General features: G+C 33.6%; 13 protein-coding genes. 3 read left to right on the forward strand and 10 right to left on the reverse strand.

Annotated features, from left to right (window positions below):
- Positions 1-25: 25 nt before the first annotated feature.
- From BC6307_RS19935 to BC6307_RS24910, 3 genes are all read right to left on the reverse strand, one after another.
- A complete protein-coding gene (locus BC6307_RS19935) occupies positions 26-583 on the reverse strand; it encodes a class D sortase (protein WP_094366197.1) in 558 nt (185 codons plus the stop codon).
- Positions 580-1,503 carry a processed acidic surface protein gene (locus tag BC6307_RS19940; RefSeq protein ID WP_066417527.1) on the reverse strand — a complete coding sequence of 308 codons (924 nt, stop codon included), beginning with the start codon at positions 1,501-1,503 and terminating at the stop codon, positions 580-582. The genes BC6307_RS19935 and BC6307_RS19940 overlap by 4 nt, the downstream gene beginning before the upstream one ends.
- Before the next feature lie 258 nt (positions 1,504-1,761).
- The gene (locus tag BC6307_RS24910) at positions 1,762-1,914 is read right to left on the reverse strand and encodes a YwzD family small protein (protein ID WP_157076668.1); all 153 of its coding nucleotides are present in this window, start codon (positions 1,912-1,914) and stop codon (positions 1,762-1,764) included.
- A 453-nt stretch (positions 1,915-2,367) separates the two neighbouring features.
- On the opposite strand from BC6307_RS24910, the gene BC6307_RS19945 reads away from it, so the two are divergent.
- Entirely contained in the window at positions 2,368-3,147 is a 780-nt protein-coding gene (locus BC6307_RS19945) for a hypothetical protein (protein WP_066417530.1), read from the forward strand.
- Between the two features lie 175 nt (positions 3,148-3,322).
- Entirely contained in the window at positions 3,323-4,264 is a 942-nt protein-coding gene (locus BC6307_RS19950) for an LCP family glycopolymer transferase (RefSeq protein ID WP_066417533.1), read from the forward strand.
- Between the two features lie 187 nt (positions 4,265-4,451).
- Here the strand turns inward: BC6307_RS19950 and BC6307_RS19955 are convergent, their stop codons facing one another.
- The 7 genes from BC6307_RS19955 to BC6307_RS19985 all read right to left on the reverse strand — a co-directional run bounded on the left by BC6307_RS19955 (position 4,452) and on the right by BC6307_RS19985 (position 17,645).
- On the reverse strand, positions 4,452-5,378 hold the full coding sequence (locus tag BC6307_RS19955; RefSeq protein WP_066417536.1) for a manganese-dependent inorganic pyrophosphatase: 927 nt from the start codon (positions 5,376-5,378) through the stop codon (positions 4,452-4,454).
- A gap of 142 nt (positions 5,379-5,520) precedes the next feature.
- Positions 5,521-7,593: a glycosyltransferase family 2 protein gene (locus tag BC6307_RS19960; protein ID WP_066417538.1), complete on the reverse strand. Its 2,073-nt coding sequence runs from the start codon at positions 7,591-7,593 to the stop codon at positions 5,521-5,523.
- Between the two features lie 24 nt (positions 7,594-7,617).
- Complete coding sequence (locus tag BC6307_RS19965) at positions 7,618-8,559, reverse strand: methyltransferase domain-containing protein (RefSeq protein WP_094366199.1); 942 nt, start codon at positions 8,557-8,559, stop codon at positions 7,618-7,620.
- A 201-nt stretch (positions 8,560-8,760) separates the two neighbouring features.
- On the reverse strand, positions 8,761-12,588 hold the full coding sequence (locus BC6307_RS19970; protein WP_066417540.1) for an SH3 domain-containing protein: 3,828 nt from the start codon (positions 12,586-12,588) through the stop codon (positions 8,761-8,763).
- 188 nt (positions 12,589-12,776) lie between these two features.
- Positions 12,777-15,176, reverse strand: coding sequence for a glycosyltransferase (locus tag BC6307_RS19975; RefSeq protein ID WP_235858174.1), 2,400 nt, complete (start codon positions 15,174-15,176; stop codon positions 12,777-12,779).
- A 148-nt stretch (positions 15,177-15,324) separates the two neighbouring features.
- Entirely contained in the window at positions 15,325-16,851 is a 1,527-nt protein-coding gene (locus BC6307_RS19980; protein ID WP_066417545.1) for an ABC transporter ATP-binding protein, read from the reverse strand.
- A gap of 17 nt (positions 16,852-16,868) precedes the next feature.
- Positions 16,869-17,645, reverse strand: coding sequence for an ABC transporter permease (locus tag BC6307_RS19985; RefSeq protein WP_066417549.1), 777 nt, complete (start codon positions 17,643-17,645; stop codon positions 16,869-16,871).
- 291 nt (positions 17,646-17,936) lie between these two features.
- Here BC6307_RS19985 and BC6307_RS19990 point away from each other — a divergent pair, with 291 nt between their 5' ends.
- Positions 17,937-21,386, forward strand: a complete 3,450-nt coding sequence (locus BC6307_RS19990; RefSeq protein ID WP_066417551.1) for an N-acetylmuramoyl-L-alanine amidase — start codon at positions 17,937-17,939, stop codon at positions 21,384-21,386.
- Positions 21,387-21,472 lie beyond the last annotated feature (86 nt).

Here is a 21,472-nt window from a genome sequence, read left to right on the forward strand (position 1 = left end):
CTTACCATCACGGTAGGTAGCTTTTTTATTTTATTCGTTCTGCTATAACAATGTATCGCTCAGGAGCGCTGCCGATAAATTGAAACGGATAACATGTCGTAATCGTTAATTCCTCCCTGGGACGGGGTACAAGGACGGTCCCATCATCCTTATCGACAATTCTCGTCTTTTTTATTTTGTACGTATAGTGTTCGCCATTACTTTCAATGGTGAGCTCGTCTCCAACGCTCCATTCATCTATATGAAGAAATACGGTATCACGATGTCCTGATAAAACGATATTTCCGACCTGTCCTGGGAATGAGCTTTTCGGTAAATGGCCAATTCCTTTTTGTAGTTCTTTCTCAGATGTTCCTTCAAAAATGCTAATCTTTTTTTGTTGTGCAGGAATATGTAAGTAGCCTATTTTCTCACCAGCCATAAAGGTCTGCTCAATAGTAGGCTCGATTGGAGGTGGAACCGTACGCTCAATCACTCCTTCTTCCACTGACCGTATTCCTTCCCAAAACGCAATTCCACTTTGCAGAAATAACACCGCACCCATGCTAATAAAAAACATCGAAATTACTTTCGCCTCTCTCATTGTCGGACCCTTCTCGATAAAAACAATCCAACAGCCATTAAGCCTAGTCCAACTAGCATTCCTGCTCCATTCGAAGTTGCTGTTTGCGGCATCCGAGTTCCATATAACTTGTCACTTAATTGCATAACTACTTGGGCTGTAAAAATAAGCTCTTCTCCCTTTTCTGCTGCATACGCACTTGTTAGCATTTCTTCATTTAAAGTTAGAGAGGCTAAAACATCGGTCGTACTCGCAGTGGAAAGCTCTAAAATCCACGTAGCATTATCCATTTGCTGAGAAGAAAGCATATCTTCCCTATTTATTACTGATCGACCTTGGTCATCCACTTGATAAACTGTGGCACCTAATTGAAACACTTCAAAAAACTGTCGCCAAACAGTAAGCGCCTCTTCATTCGTAGTAACTTGCCTTAAATCGTCTTGAATTTTACTTAATGCTGGTAGTAGCGTATCTTTATCTAAACGTAAAATATGTTGAAATAATAAATGTGCTTCACGCTCTTCAAAGCCCATCGATACGAAAAATCTCTCTGCTCGAGCTACTTCTTCCTCATGTGTTAAGTAAAAATCGATCGCCACATCTAAATCTTCAATGAACGTATAATCTTGAATTTTCTCTCCGAACCTTGCTAACAAAATATTTAATTCTTCCTCTGTAATATTGTACGAATCCAATAATTCGTGTAGACTTTCTTTCGTAATTGGAGTACCTAATTCTTTTCGTAATGCTTCAATATTTTTAAAATCTTGGAGCGATACTTCATAAAAATCTAAATACGCCTTTAATTCCCGCTCAGTCCAACCAATTTCACGAAGATATGTTTGAACTTCTTCGTCTGTAGGTGCAGCCGAAGTTATGTTCGGGAACTGCAATAAAGATAGAATTATTCCAATGACTAGCATTTTTATAATAAATTTCATAAAATCTCCTCCACAAGTTGATGATGTTATTATTACCTGTGATGGAAAAATTTATGTTTGTTTTTTATTAGATAAACTCGCAGATCGCTTAGTCCTTGCTGCGAAGCAATCTGCGCTAGTTTATCTTATGCGACTTTAGGAAGAAAACACTCTTTAATAAATAGAGCTTGTTCGTTATTTATAGATTAATAAACTTTATACTTTCTTATAGGCTCAAAAAAAGAACTAGACTTTATAGTAATCTATAAGTCTAGTTCTTTATGTAGTCCTCGTTATTTTCTCTAATCTTTTACTTATCTTTTCTACTAATTCTTTTGCTGAGATGTTTTTTTGGTTGTTACCTTCCTGGAAAGCATACTGTAAAACATTCAAAATATCATTAGTAGAGTGAAGATCACTTTCCTTTTTCACCCTTTGCACCACCTAATATCTTACAAAACTTAATAAAATAGTACTATATTAGGTTAGGTATTTCAACATGTTTTTACAAAATATTTTATATTTAGCATTTTTCTACCAGTTATTTCAATTGTAATGCTTCGAGACCTACTTCAGCTAAGTTCCGCAAAGGTTGGATAAATATCATTCACTCGTACATATTCTGCCTAATTTGAACCGTATCTTCTATGTGCATATCCAATAACAATAACGATGTTCGCTTTTCCTAACGTAAGTATCGAGATTTGCTCGTTTACGGAAGGCAGCAAACTAACACCAATCCTCCACTGAATTATTTAAAAATCAGTTGTAATGTTTTTGTAATATTAAACATATAGTGATAAGGAAATACAGTTACTATAAGAACTTTTAATTTAACTCTGAATATATAAATATATAACGATCCGAATGGAGGGCATTTTTTAAATGAAGAACTTAATCACAATAGGGTTATTATTTTTATTAGTACTTAATAGTGTCGGTACGAAAACAGAATATGAAGGCTATTCCCCTCTTACTTCGGCAACAAAAGAACAGACTGAACAGGTAGTATCCACAGCTGAAGTCTCAGTAAATAAAGCAGAAGAGGATACAGAAAGTGAACAAGAACAAGCTGAATCGACTGTAGATTCAACTGTTAAAGAAGAAACTAAAGAAAGCGAACAAGACCAGGCTGAATCGAGTGTAGATACAGAGGAAGAAACTGCGACAGAAACTGAACTTCCAAACACTAGAGCGTTTACTGGTGAGGATGGAAAGTTTTATGTAAAAAATAGTCCGACTGATTCAGAAGCAATTACGGTTGGAGATACAGTAGAGCGAGTCAAAAGTGTTTTCGGCGAGCCAAACTATATCGAGCAAGATGAGCTATACTCTTTAGAAGATATGCTCGTTTATGAATATTCTACTGGAGAAAGTACGATTATTCGTATTAACCATCAAGGGTATGCTGATTTTATGATGGTTTTTTCCAATAGTCCCATTATTAATGAAAACTACTTACAGCCTTTTAAAGGTGATATATATAAAATCTCTGGTGAATATTGGATGTATTACTTGCTTAATGATGTAGACCAGTCATTAGCAACATACAGTATGGAAAATAATATGTACACGTTAAAGTTATTTTCGAAGGATCATTATGTAGAAGAAGAACTACAATTTTCATTAGACATGGCTAAAAAAATTATGAAAGATCAATGGTAATGTATAAGCCTTTTCGCTCGCCTTGTTTTAAGGCGGGCTTTTTATTTTTAAAATAATTTTACATAATTTGATATTTTAGAGAGATGTTAAAAAATATCCACTTGTACAAATATGGAACAACGAATATAATTTAATAGATTCGATTACTATAATACAAATAAAGGAAGATACGAGGATGAGATCTGAACGTAGACAAAAGAAGAAAATGAAAAAATGGGTAAAAGTCACTCTTAGCATTCTAGCTGTATTTGTCCTGTTAGTTGGTGGTTATATTGGATATACGTTATTTACTTTAAATAAAGCATTAACAACGATGCACGACCCTTTAGATCGAGATTTCTCAACATTGAGAACAGGTCCTGTCGATTTGTCTAAAAAACAGCCATTTTCTGTCCTTATAATGGGGATTGATAAAGAATCAGGTGGAACAGATCGAGGCCGAACAGACTCTTTAATGGTGGTCACTGTTAATCCTGCAGACGATTCCATGAAAATGATGAGTATACCGCGTGATACTCGTGTTGAGCTTGTTGGTAGAGGAACATTAGATAAAATTAATCATGCTCACGCTTTTGGTGGAGTCGAAATGAGCATACCAACAGTAGAAAAGTTTTTAAACATTCCAATTGATTTTTATGTAAAAATGAATATGGAAGGTTTTAAAGATATCGTAAACGCAGTTGGCGGTGTAGAAGTAAACAATTCCTTTGCTTTTACGCAAGATAAGTTTACTTTCCAAGAGGGCCGAATCTCTTTAAACGGAGATGAAGCACTTGCGTTCTCACGAATGAGGAAACAAGATCCACGAGGAGATTTCGGAAGAACAGACCGACAAAAACAAGTCGTCCAAGGTGTTATTAACAAAGGCGCTTCCGTAACAGGATTGGCTAACGTGAATTCTTTACTTGGTGCAATCGGTCATAACGTCAATACAAACCTTTCCAGACAAGATATGATGCTTATTCAACGTAACTATTTAGAAGCACGTCATAATGTGGATACATTACAACTTAGCGGCTCAGGGTCCACTATTAACGGAGTATACTATTTTGTTGTCCCTGAGGACGAAAGAACGAGAGTGTCAAATATCTTTAAAGAACATTTGAATATAAATTGAAAACTAAGCTGGCTAGTAGCTGTTAGCTATTAGCCACTAGCTTTTTGGCAGTTAACATCGGCTCCTATCCTTCCTTCCAACATCCTACTTTCCACTAACCAACTAAAACCTACCCACCTTTCTCTCAACATCATAAAAAAAGCCCCAATAGCCAGTTATACTGACTTTTGGGACATCCTCTTTTTACTTATTTTAAAGCTTCTGTCAAAACAGGAACGATTTGCTTTTTACGTGATACAACGCCTTTTAACACAGCTGTATGATTATCTAACGTTACGTTAAATGCTTTTTCGACTGCATCCGCTTTTTGGCCGAGTGCTAAAGCAGTGGAATCACTGTTTAGTATATCTGTTACAACTAGAACAAATAAATCTAATCCTTTGCTGGAAATAACATCATTTAGTTTTTCTTCAAGTTCCGTCTGGCGTGCCATTACTTCTGAAACGTCAACAGCATTCACTTGTGCAACCTCTACTTTATAATTACCCATTGCAAATTCCTTTGCATCGATAGAAATTAATTCTGCAGCTGTTTTTTCACTTAAGTCAGCACCAGCTTTTAACATATCTAAGCCGTATTTATCTACATCGACACCTGCGATAGTCGCTAGCTCTTTTGCAGCTGCAATATCTTCATCTGTGCAAGTTGGAGATTTGAATAGAAGCGAATCAGAAACAATTGCAGATAACATTAAACCTGCAATGTTTTTCGGGATTTCTACGCTTTTTTCTTTATAAAGCTTGTTTAAAATCGTTGCCGTACAACCAACTGGCTCCACACGCATGTATAACGGATCTGCCGTTTGGAAATTAGAAACACGGTGATGATCAATCACTTCCAAAATATGAGTATCTTCGATATCAGCTGCACTTTGCTGGAATTCGTTATGGTCTACTAATATTACACCATTCGATTCATTCGCTACAGTCTCTACTAAACGAGGAGCCTCAATCCCGAAGTGTTCAAGTGCGTATTTTGTTTCACCATTTACTTCACCTAATCGCACTGCTTCAACATTCGCACCTAACTCCTTTTTTAAATGAGCATATGCAATAGCCGAACAAATAGTATCCGTGTCTGGGTTTTTGTGTCCGAAGATTAATGTTTTGTTCATTATGAAAACTCCTTTTACGAAGAATAATTTATATTATGTACCTACACTATTTTACACAAAACAAACTAAAAAACACAATAGTTAAGATAGTAACATAAATTTTAAAAACCACCATAAAATTATTATGATGGTTTCATGTATACTACATATTTATATATTCATTTCTCTTTACTGCCTTAGGTTCCATATTATTAAATACCAACTTTACATTTCCAATTAATGAATCATGATTATTATTATTTTCATTCACGAAAACGTAAGTTTCATTTGTATTAATTTCCGGTGCACTATCCAATGCATATTCTAAAACTTCTGGACTACCTATTATTGTTTTATCTGTTTCGACTACTTCATTAACAACAAGTATATCAACCTTGTAGTCATTAACAATTTGGTATACTTCATCTGCAATAGGTTCAAGTGCACTATTATTATAATGAGGCCAATGAAAAATCGCTACCTTATTTCCATTGTCTCGTAAAGACTTAATATGTGCTAAGATTTCTGCATCTGATTTTGAAAAATCAGCAATATAAACAAAATCATATAAACGTGATTCAGGTTTATTAACCATATTTGGAACAGGACAAGGGAAACTTCTATTGACTTTCTTTGGATCTAAATAAAACTCGGAAATGTGACCAATAGACTTATGCCACCATTGGAAAGACTCTCTATAAGTCCTTCTTAAACCATACATAATAGTTTTAACATGAGTTGCACTTTTTCCAGTTAGTGAGTTTTCATTAGATAACGCAAACGATAAAGGCACTTTAGGCAATACGCGAACAATACTTTCTTTACCAAATAAATTCTCTATTCTCCAAATAAATTCAGTGTCTCCTGCTACACGTACACTATCCCAGCCACCAAGCTTTTCTAAAACTGATTTATGAAATAATAGTGAAGAAGAATTCATCATAATAAATTTATTACTTAATAGTGAACCTGCATTAACAGGCGTTAAATCTTCTAATGACCGTATTAAGTAAGAAACCGAACCAACAGAATTGGAATTATCTAAAATTGCTTGGAGTTGTAATTCTAATTTTTGAGAGTGAGACCAATCATCACCGTCATGGATAGTAATATAATCACCGGTAACATGGCCTAGTGCTGTGTTTCTAGCCATATAGGCACCTTGATTGATTTCCTTTTTTATAAGCTTTATTCTATTATCTCTCTTTGTATACTCCGTTACTACTTCTATCGTATTATCCTGACTACAGTCATCTACTACAATAATTTCTATATTTGATAACGTTTGTTTTAATAAGCTTTCTAGAGCAATATGGATAGAGTCGGCAGAATTATAAGCCGGAATGATAATTGATATTTTATACTGATCTAGAGAATTAGCTTTCTTTGCACTTGGATTATAAATGTTTTCAATACTTGCTACTCTACTTGTATCAGTAATTTCTATTGGTGATAATCCGTTTTTCTCATATATTAAATTAAACCATTTTAATTTTTGTTGCTCGTTATCATTTAAGTAAGCCATTGAAATACATAATTCTGCTTCAAATCCATTGTAATCTATTGTTTCCCAAACTTTTTGTTTAGCTTTTTCTGTTTGATCTATTTTTTTCATAACTTTTATTTCTGGTATTACCCGATCAATATTAGGTCTTTTTAATTTTTTTGTTTCATCTATAAATGCTAATTCTGCAGCGGCCTGTTGAAAGTTGCCTTTATCGTAGTGCAATCTTGCTAAAGCTCGGGCTGCTTTAACTCTTTCATCAACTGGTGCCGTTTCAGTATTTTTTATATTGGTAATTTCCTCAAGTGCATAAGTGAAAAATCCTCCCCATAACTTCCGATCTAAATTACGGACATTTTCTCGCTTATTTTTAATTACTGTTGAGCTCGTACTGGTTCTTGAATTCTTCACAGTATTTTTGTTATTTACTTTCAATATACTTTTGAAGATATCAGTACTTTTTCTTATTGGACTAGTTAGTCTCCAACTAGTACTTGTAACGAGTTTATCATATTTCTTTTTTAATTTATTCCTACTATGCTGCTCACTTTTTAAATGGCTTTTTGCTCGATTAACTTGTAACTTAAGTTCATTTATGCGATTTGAAAGCTCTTTATCTCTATAAAGTACATCCTCATATTCTTGTTTTAGATCGTCATATTCATTAATTGTATTGTTTAGCTTACCACTTACACTATCTTCTATATCTTTACTACTATAGGGCGCTTCCATAAGATGTTCCTCCTTAATACGGTATTACTTTTTCCCTTTTATAATATCGACAAATCTCCTTAATGGATAAGTAATCTTCCAAGAAGTACTACTGATTACTTTATCATAGGACTTTTTATAAAAACGCTTTTGTTTTTTTACAGCCTTTCTTTTCCTTTCCAGCTCTTCCAGCTCATTTTCTAGTTTTGATATTTCGTTATAGCGATTCTCGTTCTTTATCGCTTGGTCCGATATTTTATCTCTTAATCGCATTACTTGTAATTCTAAGCGAAGAATTTCAGTAGTGTCTTTTTGATTATTTATCAATACTTGTAGTTTTTCTTCTAAATTGATAAGGTTAACATTCTCATTAATTGTGTTTGATTCAATCATATTCATCCCTCTAAACGTTTTTGCCTGTTTTAAAGCCTCTCCAAAATTTACCGGTTTATTTTGGTAATAGCATATCAGCCTTTTATTCATCTTTTTTTCTGGTATTCTTAATGGTTCTTCTACAATAATGTAATATGATGGTTCTTTTCCCATCCAGCTATTAACTTTTTCTAAATCAATTGGATCGTGCACGTGTTCCTTATCTGAACCTACTGGCCATAAATAGGGAACTGAAATTAATACTTTATCTGATATTTGAAGTAGCTTTCGAGCAAACTCCTGTACATCAGGTATATGTTCCAACACCTGTAAGCAAGTTACAAAATCAAATTTTCTTGTCGGTTCAAACTTTAGGAAGTCCATCTCAATTCCTTGTACTGTGTCAGAACTATACGGATTTTTTATGTCTAATGAATATCTTTCAGGTATCCAATTAAAACTTTCTATGTAACGGGTATTTGCAGTTCCAACATCTATCATGCTTTTTGCATTAGAAGCAAATGCTCCTACTAAAAAATCAACGTATTTATAATACATCATTGATGTTCGGTCACTCCAATATTCCCCTCGCACCCCTTGTTGTTGATATGCCAAATGAATCAGCTCCCGGTATATAAATCTTTCATAAATAACATAAAGTGAAAAACTACCAACTCAAGTAAATTAAACCTAATAATCGACAAAACTTTTCATTATCTTTATTTTATAAACATTAGCATATCATACGAGTATGAAAAAAAAAAGAGGACGGTCACCATCATTAAAATGATTAGGTGGACATCCTCTTTCTAAAAATTACTTATATTTAGGAATATCAAAATGCAAGACAGGAGCTTCTAGTTGATTGTACATATTTTTAATATTTGGTAACTGTTTAGTTGCCCATTCCACATCTGTGGCATATTGTTTGGTTCCAGGATTCGCTGGATTCCACCTCATTTTATATATGGTGTTTTGGCCATTTTGATTATGGATATAGTCTTCTCCAATAAACCTTGCTCCTCCAATTATAGCTGCGTCCACAGTGAACCAACCTTCTCTATAAGCTCTAAACGCACCTAATCTTTCAGCATCTCCGTCATTTGCACCTATGCCGAACATATTATAGGTTGGTTTAATATCTGTTAACGAACTTCTATTAGAAGATGTTACAAGCTGCAAATTACCATTTCTATCTTTCCCGACCTCTAATTTACCGGTAGCTAAATCAGATTTACCATGACTGGTCTCTAATAGAGCATGAGAAATTAAATAAACTTCGTTCACAGAATGTAATAAGCTTGCATCAATAAACGCTTGTCCTTTACCTTGTAATACTCCTTTACCCGAAAGCAAATTATTAATTTGTGTTGCGGAAACACCCACACTAGAAGTTAAAACTAGGTGTTGGAATATATCATTGTTGTTAGGGTCAAGCATTGATAATACGTCGCTTTCTTTTGCATTACGCCAAGCCCCTAAACTAATTTGTTGCCAATTACTATTTTTATTATAGTTTACTAGAACTACTTCACTCTCTGCATTTCTCGTACCATATACGTGACTTGTCGTGCTAGTACTTTCATATGCTGGTGTACTACTAGCAAGCTTTCCTATATTTGTACTAGATGCTAAGTTAGAGTGGATATATAAATCTCTCTTTTCAAACCTAACTTTGTACCAAATATCACTACCATTCCACATATCGCCTTTTTCACTACCTAATATTTCAAAAGTAGTTCCTTGTACTACCGTGAAAGCAACCGAACCAGTTAAACTAGGAGTTGTCCGTAAATTACTACCCGCAGTTGCTATTCCTCTCGTATACACTTCTGATATACTAGAAGTTTGAATATAAGCAGGTGCATTACGATAACGATCAGTTTGTGGTAGGTCTCTTAATGACATTTGAGTTCTTAACGCACTAGAGAGGGTAACATTATATTGAGTGTATGTGATAAACTCTCTTTTAGGTGTTTCTTTTTTCTCAGCAGATACTAAAAGCCTGCTTGCCATTTCTTTAACACTATTCGATACTCCAGGTGCATTTAAAATTCTATTGTATCGATCGATGGCAGTATCAAATCTTCTGTTTTCATGTTGAATTTTAGCCCAGTTTAGTAAATTTAAAGCACTTGCATTTACACCATAAATGAACCTTTCGTCACTCGGATATAATACATACCCATTAATAAATAAATTAAACTTACCTGTAGCACTATTATTGCTTTCAGCTTCATTAATCAATTGATTCGCTGAAGGAATTTGCTGATTTTTTGCTGCATAGCTTTGTTTAATTTCTGCTTCCAACAAAATGTCACTTCTAACTTCTGGGGCAGAAAGAATTCGTTCATAGCGATCCGCTGCAGTACTATAATTACCATTTCTATGCTGATTTGTAGCCCAATTTAATAGGGATACAGCACTAGAATTAATTCCCTCTATAAATCTATCATCTTGCGGATATAATATATACCCATCAATAAATGCAGCTAATAAATGGGATGCACTCGTTTGACTACTCGCATATTCAAATTGTTGTTGTGCAGATGGATAATTTAAATTCTTATTGGCATAACTAAGTTTTAGCTGTGCTTCTTGTTTAATAATGTCAGCTAATACCGGGATATCCAAAATTAATTGGTATCGGTTTATCGCTGTTCCAAATTGGCCATTCTCGTGTTGATTACTAGCCCAAGATAATAAATCTCCAGCAGTTGTATTAATACCGTTAACCAATACTGAGCTTTCATTATAAATTGTCCATCCATCAAGCATCATATTTAACCTATTAGTTAATGTCGGAACTTCCATTGCTATATTATAGAAACCATTAGGTGTTGGTATCAATTCATTCTTTTTAGCGAAACTTAACTGTATAGTAGTTTTCTTAATTAATTCATTAGAAATAGTTGGTGCCGATAGGATATTTTGATATCTACTTAAAGCAGTATCTATATCTCCAGCTTGATGCTTGTTTGTTGCCCATATAAATAATGAAATCGCACTAGGTTCAATTCCACTAACAAACCTGCTGTCATTTGGATAAAAAGTAAATCCTTCAATATACAACTCTAGTATTTTTGAAGCACTTGTTTCTTTTTGCGCTAAATCAAAAATAACATTAGCTGGGCGCTTCCCAATTTTCGCATCAGTTAAACGGGATTGAACACTTCCTAATAAAGAATTATTAATACCTGATACAGCTAAGATCATTTCGTAACGATTAATTGCTGTTTCATAGTTTCCAGCATCATGTTGTCTTACTGCCCAATTAAACAAGTTTTGTGCACTTTTCTGTAATCCCTCAACAAAGCGCTGGTCATTAGGATATAACTCAAAACCCTCAGCATAAGTTTGAAATATAGCTGAAACTTGAGTCTGAGCCTTAGCGGTATTGAACAGTTGATCCGCAGACGGGATAACCTTTTTAGCTAATGCATATTCTAAATGTTTTTCAGTAGACTGAATAATAACGTCGTTTACAATTGGCGTATTTAATATAGTATTATAACGGTCAATTGCTGTATCATAGTTTCCTCTATTATGTTGACCTTTCGCCCAGTTTAACAAAAGTTGAGAGCCTGTTTGAATCCCATCGATAAATCGTTTGTCGTTTGGATAAAACTCATAACCTTCAACATATAAAGCTAGTTTACGAGATGCACTAGATTCATTGACTGCTAAATCTAAAATAATTTTAGCGGATCGTTTCCCAATTTTTGCGTCTGCAAGACGAGATTCTACGTTACTAATAATAGTTTGATTAATCCCAGCAACACTTAATATCGTTTCATAACGAGCGATTGCAGTACTAAAATTACCGGAATCATGCTGTCTTATCGCCCAATTATATAAATTTTGCGCACTCGATTGTAGCCCTTGTTGAAACCTACCATCTTCCGGATACCATTCGTATGCGTCTACATAACTCGCAAATATTCCAGAGACAGTTGTCTGTTTACTAGCGATACTATAAAGACTGTCCGCACTTGGGATTAATTTCTTGCTGTTAGCGTAAGATAAATGCTTTTCTGTTGATTTCTGGATTGCATTATTCAGTTGTGGTGCACGAAGGATTCGCTCATAACGGTCAATAGCAGTTGTAAATTGCTGCTGGTTATGCTGCCTTCTAGCCCAAGTTAAAAGCGATTGAGCACTACTTTGAATACCATCTACAAATCGACTATCATTTGGATACTTTTCATAGCCTTCAATAAATAATTCTAACTTTTTTGAGGCGCTGTTTTCATTTACTGCTTGCTCATAATAGTAATCTGCACCTTTATCTGATTCAATAGATGTTATAGTAGTTGCTTCTACAGTATCCATTTTTCTAGTATTAACAGTTACCGATGATTTTTCAATAACCTCTTGTTCATCAGTCTGTTTATCATTACCAATATCTTTTGCAGTTTCCTCATCTATATCCGAGAGTTCAACTTCTGCAATCTCTTCTTCTTTAATAATATCTTCTTTTCGTGCGTCGGCTTCATCATCAACCGTAAACGCGTTTTCTTCTTCTTTTGATTCCGTATCGACAAACTCTTCTTCGATTACATTGGCATTTGAATCATTTGCCATTACAAACTGAGAAGGGGACAAAAGCAACAAAACACAAAGGGTACTTACTGTTTTTTTCATGTCATCACCTTTCTACTTATATTGCAAGATTCGACTAAAATCTCCTTTATCTACTATAAACTAAACACCACAATTTGAAAACATAATATCGCTTTATATTTTTTGTAAGTTTTTGTAAGAAGTTCAATCAGAATATAAAAACAAGGCTAATTAAGGTAAAAAAATACCAGAATCAGCCTTGTTTCTTATTAATTATTATAAGCTCTTAATTTTAGCCTTCTGTAATGTGTTTCATAACTAGCATTTTCTTTTACGTAATTCCAACCTTTTTCTATTTGTTCTTCATATAAATGAGGATCAGCCAGTAAGTTATTAATTACGTTTTTTACTTCACTAGGTTTAGAGTAAATTGCTGCTTCACCGAACAATATTTCGTACTGTTTTGGAAGAATAACTGGGATACCTACTGCCATAGCTTCTATTATTACTCTCCCGTAAGATTCAATCCAGTTTGGATGTGTAAAATATACGAAAACATCAAGATTTGCTAAGAACTCTTTAGGTGCAACTTCCCCAAACTTATATACAGACCAATTTTCCGGGATGTAACCTAATACATCTTTTACTGAATTGGCCCCACCTAACACTCTAACCTCATATTCTTCTTGCTCAGGGTAAATTGACAATAGTTGTTCTTTGTCATTTGGCCATTTCACAACATTATCCCTTGAATGCCTACCTATAACTATATTATTTGCTTTAGATTCAGAAATTTGTCGGTCATTCTCTTTCCAATCATTTAGATTAATTATATTTGTCCAGTCTTCCTTTGCTAACGGTATTTCTGATAACGATTGGCTATGATAATTTTCTAAAGCTTGCCTTACCAAAGGTCCAATGGGATGCCAAATCCCCGCATTACCAAAGTATTCTATTAAACGATCTTTTACAGTCTTTAAATCATACCTTAAAACACCTTGTGGCCCATAATCACTCATAGGAGTTTGATTAATAATTAACCTTATTTCCTTTGCTTCAACATTCGGAATATACTCTTGTTTTACTTGTAATACAGGAGGATATCTAACTATTAACGTATCACAAGAAACATTTTCACCGTACACTATCATTTCTACATTTTCCCCGTCTAACAAATCTCTTACTTTTTGATTTATTTTCTTTTTAGGGGAATAATCGTAGCGTGCTAATTGAATTAGACCCGTTTTTAATCCGATTTGTTTATGAGCCTTAATTTCCTCTACGCTTGATAGGGTTGAACCTCCATCTAATCGGAAATCTGACAGTATAATTACATCAAAATGCTTACGAGTATCTCGTGGTAACCTGTTCGGCTTCATAGGTTCAGGTATAGGGAAAGGACGGTTCTTTTGTGGAAAATCATAATACAAGTTCTCAGCTTTTTTATGATAATCAACTTGAGCTTCTAAATACTCTTTTCGAGCTCCCATAAAATAACCTGGAAAACCGAAGTAGGAATTGCCAGTTAAAGAAGATTCAGATTGCCTTTGGAAGGAGAGTGGTCCTGTTGGTAATTCTAATATACTATCTTCACCAAAGACATGTTTAATTCGTTTTATAAATTCAGAATCCGCTCCGAACCTCACACAGTCCCAGTATCCAAGAGCCTTTGTTACTTTTTTTCTTCTAAACATAAAAGAAGACATATTACTGAATATATATAAGCCTGGCTTTCCACGTCTGAAAAATTTTAAATTTTCAGTTGCTCTTGCTTGTTGTGAAGTGTTCCCTATAATTCTTGGATTGTTTAATAAATGTGTTACTTGTTTTTCAATTTTTTCTGGGTGTGACCAATCATCTGCATCATTAATTGTTATAAAATCCCCTGTTGCTACTTGTAATGCTAGATTACGCGCTGTGTATGCTCCACCATTTTTACTTGCTTTTACAAGCTTAAGTCGTTCGTCCTTTTTCTGTATTTCTTCTACCAATTGAACTGTGCTGTCGCTACTGCAATCATCAACCACAATAATTTCGAGGTTTTTCCATGTTTGTGTTAAGACTGAATTTAAAGATGTTTCTATTACATCTTCTGCATTATAAACAGGAATAATAATAGATACTTTTCCCGAATTCTCTTTATAGACAGCCTTGGCTTTCTTATGACTTAAATTATCATAAAAATTCTTCGTTGTTTCTTCTTCCAAAAGGACAGATGTTAAGCGATAGAATGTATACATTTTATTTATCCACTTTAGCCGTTCGTCAACATTAGTTTCACAATTTGCCAATGCTAGAAATAAATCAGGATGTTCTTCTCTTTTAAGAGCAGTTAATAATGTACGTTTAGCCTCTTCGTTTTTATTTACAGCTATCAAACATTCTGCTTCTATAATAGTAATTTGTCTTAATTGCTCTTTATCTTGTTCACCCTCATATAAAAACGGGATATACTTTAGACATTCTTTAGCACCTTCCGGAGTTTGCTTATTGGCATGCCATAAAGCAATTTCCCAAGCTGCAGATTTCCTTAAAACTGCGTTTGGACTATTTTTATATAGATCTTCTAAATCCTTTAGCGCTTCTTCAAAAAAACCTAAATTTCGTAATTTATACCTTAGTTGTTCAATTTTTCGTAAATTCGTTTGAGTCTTTCCCTTTTTAAACAACTTCTTTACTCTTTTCCTATTTTTAGAAGAGAGTAAAGTAAAAATTTTACGTCTTTGACTAGAATTAAAAAATTTATAAAAAAACCATTCGAGGATATTAATTATTCTCTTTTTTAAAATCTTTAGCATATTTGCCTACACCTTCGCTCTATTTAAGCTTTTTGTTTTTTTGTTTCACTTTTTCCTTATATAATGCTACAGCTTGTTTTGGATCGCCATCAAAAAGGATTTGCCCTCTTTCAAACCAAATTACTCTTGTACAAACTGTTTCTATATAATTCATACTGTGTGAAACAATTAAAACTGCCTTTGCATCTTCAATCATGTCCTGGATTCTTTCTGTAGCCTTCTGCTTAAATTGCATATCTCCAGTAGATAACGCCTCATCGATAATAAATATATCTGGTTCAAGAGTGGCTGCAATACTGAATCCTAATCTCGCTTTCATACCACTTGAATACGATTTTACTGGTTGGCTAATTTTTTTTCCTAACTCTGAGAATTCAATTATATTATCCACGTTGGAATCAACTTTTTTCAAAGGCATTCCTAATAACATTCCATTTAGATAAATATTATCCTTTCCGGATAATTGTTCGTTGAATCCCGTACCGTATCCTAGTAAAGCAGATGTTTCTCCATGTATCTCTATGCTTCCTTTTTCTGGCTCTAATATATTTGTTAAAACTTTACATAGAGTACTTTTCCCAGCCCCATTGTGGCCTATTATACCGATAATTTCCCCTTCTCTTATTTCAAAAGAAACATCTTTCAACGCCCAGAATGTTCCTTTTTTCAATTGGTATGAAACACTAACATCTTTTGCTCTAATAACTAGATCATCTTTAATATTAGAAGTCGTTTCGTTAAAGTTGATTTCTAATTTTTTCTTTGGTTTTCTAGGAGGAATAGATTCTTTATATTTTTTGATGACCAAAGTAGGGTCTCCAATTTCTTTTATTACTCCCTTGTCTAACCAAATTAATCTATCACAATTTTCTTGTGCAAATTTCATACTATGAGTAACTAGGATTACCATTTTTGCTTTATTTACAAGTTCTTTTATTTTGTCAGCAGCTTTATTACTGAATTCACTGTCACCTGTGTTTAGTGCTTCATCTAATATTAGTATTTCTGGTTCTAAATATGCAGCAACACTGAACCCTAATCTTGCTTTCATCCCACTTGAATAATATTTCATTGGTTGATCTATAAATTCACCTAGACCCGAAAATTCGTGTATTTCTTCAATAAACGAATGAATTTTTTCTTTTTCAATTCCTAACATCATACCGTTTAAATAAACATTTTCTCGACCTGTTAACTCTTTATTAAACCCCATACCTAGCGAAAATAAAGCTGACACCTTTCCCTTGACGGTTAATTGCCCCTCGTCTGGAACTAGAATGCCACTAAGCATTTTACAAAGTGTAGTTTTTCCAGAACCGTTAGAGCCAATAATCCCTAACACTTCCCCTTTATAACCAGTAAAGTTTAAATTTCTTAACGGCCATACAACTTTACTACTCCGCTTTTTTTTCTCTCTTTTAAAAAAATCTATTACATGAGATTTATAATCATCCTTTTGCCCGGTGCTGAAGCTAACTCCTAAATCTTTGGCATCAATAATAACTTCTTTTTTATCTATTGGAACTGTTGCTGAACTTAATGACATAATAAAACCTCTTTTAATTATAATGCTTTTATTATTTTATGTTCGTTTTTACTATAAAAATATATCATTGCTGCTATACATATAATAGAAGTAAATCCAATTACAAACAGACCTAAAAATGCAGGATTTTGATTGTACATTAAGACACTTCGATAAGAATCAACAATGATAGCAACTGGATTTATCGCAACAACCCAGTCATATTTTTCTGGAAGACGACTACCCTCCCAAATAATCGGTGATGCATAAAAGAACAGTCTCATAATATGAGATAGTATATTATCAATATCCCTTATAAATACACATATATACGCAAGAAATAGTGCTATCGCTAAAAGTAATACGAGTTGAACTAATACAATGACTGGCAAGTAAACAATATGCCAACTTGGGAATATTCCAAAAATAACTAAAAATATAGCTACCACGATAAGTCCAAATGCAAAGTTAAATAATTGTGTAGAAGTAGTTGCTAATGGAAATATTGATTTCGGTAAGTATACTTGGTTAATAATAGAACCGTATTTACGAATAGCTTTTGCAGATGTTGTAACGGTCGTGTTCATCCATCTCCAAACTACTAGTCCGATAACAAGATAAACTGCATAATTCTCTCCGCCTCGTTCTAAGATAATCACTACTAAAAAGTAATAAACTAGAACATTTAGAAGTGGATCTAATAGCCACCAAAAGTATCCAAGGTAACTGTTTCGATTTTCTGCTTTTAAACCTGACTTAACTAAGTATAAAAGTAAGTCTTTTCGCTTTAACATTTCTAACAAATATTTACGCATAATTCAACGTGACACCGCCTGAGTTTAACTAATTATAAAAATTCTTTTAGACATCTTACTTTAACATGTCTTTTATAAACTTTCCAATATAATATCATTACATAGAGGCTGTAGTACTATTTTGTTTAACAAATGTCAAATAAATTAATATTACTGTAACAAAATTAAAATCCCTTATTTCATTATATTATTTATCAATATAGCCATAAATATCTCGTAGAAAATTGTAAATTTATGTTGTAAAATGAATGTTGTCTTGTCCGCTAAAAAATTACTGAAAAGGGGTTATAAATGAAAATAAGACTTTTTTTACCATTTATTTTACTATTCATCTTCCCTATTTCAACTTTCGCTGAAACTATTAATAGTCAGGAAGTTGAAAAAACCACCATTCATTCACATGAAGAAGAGGATTCAAATTTTGAGAGCTCATTGAATGAAAAGGATAAAAGCGAAGCTGATGTTGAGGATGGTTCTACTCAATTTTTAGAAATCGAATCTAATGTGTTAGAAGAAGAAGCTGATATAGAGGAAGATATTACGGTAAATACTACTTCTGTTGAAAAGATTAGCGAAGGAAATGTTACTGAAATACATACAACTATAAATGATGAAGTATCTACTAACGATACTACAAACGAAATAATAGACAATCATTTAACTAGTGACGAAATGTATTTAATAGCGGTAAATGAAAATAGCGCCTCAAAAAAATTGGAATTATTTATTGAAGGATATGAAAAGTTTCCAAACGATAGTCGATTTGTAGATGGGATTCAAAGCAGTGCTCAATCCCTTTTAACTTGGGCTAGAAGGCAGCATAACCAGATGCAATTTTCAACAGCTATTGACCGTTATGAGCGAATCCTTCTTGCACCACAACTGAATAGCACAATTCAAAAATCAACAGAAAAGCATTTAACTTACGCTAACAATAATAAATCAGTCCCGAGTGCGGAAGATCTTTCTAGTAACGCTAGTAAACAAACAACCGTATCTGGAATATTTACGAGTTATGTAGACGCATACGAATGGTATCCGGAAGATGGTAGGTTTCAACAAGGGCTACAATCGAGTGCGCAAAATTTATATAATTGGGCGGTAAGACAGCATGATTCCGGTAACTTTAGTACTGCAATAACCCGTTATGAAACTATATTAAGTGTTAATGGAATTAATCAAACCCTAATAGGCAGTGTGAATTCTAGCCTTGCAGATGCAAAAATTGGGAAACGTTCCGCTAATATTATTTTAGAGTTAGCAGTCAATGAATCTAGTGCATCTCGTAAACTAGCTTTATATGTTGAAGGTTATGGTTTCTATCCAAACGATCACCGATTTGTTGACGGGATACGATTAAGTGCCCAACTTTTGTTAAACTGGGCAAGAGGTCAACATAATAGAGGGAATTTTGATACAGCAATTGACCGTTATAATACGATTATTCAAACTCCTGTTTTGGACGATACATTATTAAAAACTACAGAAAAGCATATTCAATACGCGAGTACTGGAAAACTATATCCTACTGTAGAAGAATTAATTCATAATGCAGAAAATCAAGGACAAGTATCTGCTATATTTACAGGTTATTTAGATGCATTATTACATTATTCCGAAGACGAAAGAATATTAGCCGGCCTTCAAAAAAGCGCAAAAAATTTATTTGTTTGGGCTACAAAACAACATGACTTAGGAAACTATGAAACCGCAATTAATAGGTATGAACTACTATTATCGGCTTCAAATGTTAATCAAGCATTAGTTAAAGATATTCATTCCCGTTTACAAGATGCATTAATCGGTAAACGCCCTGCAAATGTAATTCTAGATTTGGCACAAAAAGAAGCTAGTGCTTCAAAGAAACTAGATTTATTTTTAGAAGGGTATATGTTCTATCCTAACAATAAAGATTTTTATAACGGAATATCTACTAGCGCAGAACTTGTATTAAACTATGCGACAAAACAACACCAACAAGGTAGCTTCGATATTGCTATTAGTAGATACGATTTTATTATGAGCATTAAGGAAGTTTTGCAATCAATAAAAGATAGAGCTCAGTTACAAAAACATTTTGCAGAATCAAACAAAAAAATCCCTTCTGCTTCTGAATACTTTGATCAAGCAATGTCTCAATCGACCCTAACTGTAAGGTTAAATACTTTATTAGATGGTTATTCCATTTATAAAGAGAGCCGACAGTTAAGAGATGGTATTCACCAAACAGCAAAAGATTTATTAGCATGGGCAAGTAAGCAACACGAGAGCGGTAACTTTAGTACAGCTATGAATCGTTACGAGACTATTATCGAGTTACCAACCGTCCCAAATAATATAATAGAAGAAACTAAAGTTAAACTTCGTTATGCTAAACAAAATAGTAAATACCCGACAGCTCAAGAAATGTATAACTATGCTAATAACCAAACGAGTGCATCTCATTTATTAACGGCTTATATTGAAGGATACTATTTATATCCTAATGATCAAAGATTCGTTAATGGAATTAATAATAGCGCTCAGTCCTTACTTAACTGGGCAACAAACCAGCAACAAAGTGGTAATTTCAATACAGCTATTGATCGATATGAAAGGATCCTATCTGCTCCTAGAGTGAAAACTACGATAGTACTAGAAGCAGAGGCAAAGCTCTCATATGCGAAAAATAATAAACGCATCCCATCTGTTAATTCTTTAATTAGTGAAGCTAGTAAGAATAGTACTGTTACAGGTAGGTTTAATATTTTGTTAGATAGTTACTTTTTATATCCTAATGACAAGAAACTTATTAGTGAACTAAATGAAAGTGCAAAATCTGTATTAGATTGGGCAACTAAACAACACCAATCTAGGAATTATACAACAGCACTCGACAGATACAATCGAATAATACAAGCATCCGCCATGGAAGTAAATCTTATTAGCGTAGCTGCTATCCAGAAAGAGTACGCAGTAAATAAAATATTACTACCAAGAATTTTATCTATTGCTACTATTAATAGCTCAACAACACTTAAAACTGGCGCAGGTGAATCTTACAACACTATTGCTACTCTATCAAAGAACGATTATGTTGAAGTAGTCGCTATTGAACGAAATGGTTGGTTAAAAGTTATCTACAATAATCGAACCGCATTCATAGATGGAGAAAAAGTAAGTGTTGAATATTATAGAACAGATCAAAAAAATGGTCTGCTTGATGGCATGGTTATTGTTTTAGATCCAGGTCATGGTGGAAAAGATCCTGGTGCTAGTGCAAATGGCATTGTTGAAAAAAACTTAGTACTTGATATATCATTACGTGCAAAAAAGCTTTTAGAAGACCAAGGTGCAATTGTTATAATGACTCGAGAAACAGATGTTTTCCTTGAACTTCACGAAAGAGCTGCAATCGCAAATTCATCTAATGCGGATATTTTCATTAGTGTTCATGCCAATAAGTTCAATGGAAGTGCTAATGGAATTGAATCCTTTTGGTATGGAAAGCACGAAAAAGAATCAAGTATAAAGTTAAGTAATTCGTTACAAAATGCATTAGTACAAGCAACTGGAATGAATTATCGAAGAGTAGCCGAAGGTAATTATCACGTTATACGTGAAACGAAAATACCTAGCTCTTTAATTGAAATTGGTTTTTTGGACCATCCAAATGATAGTAGTAAATTAAAGCAGGCGAAATACAAACAATTAGCAGCTGAAGGTATTTTACAAGGTATTATCAATTATTTTCTAAAATGAAATAATAAAACGTATAAAGGACATTTGTCTTTATACGTTTTTTTATTTCTAAAATACCCCTCCCTAAAATTACCCATATTTTCTAT

Source organism: Sutcliffiella cohnii (assembly GCF_002250055.1).
GTDB classification, from domain to species: Bacteria; Bacillota; Bacilli; order Bacillales; family Bacillaceae_I; genus Sutcliffiella; species Sutcliffiella cohnii.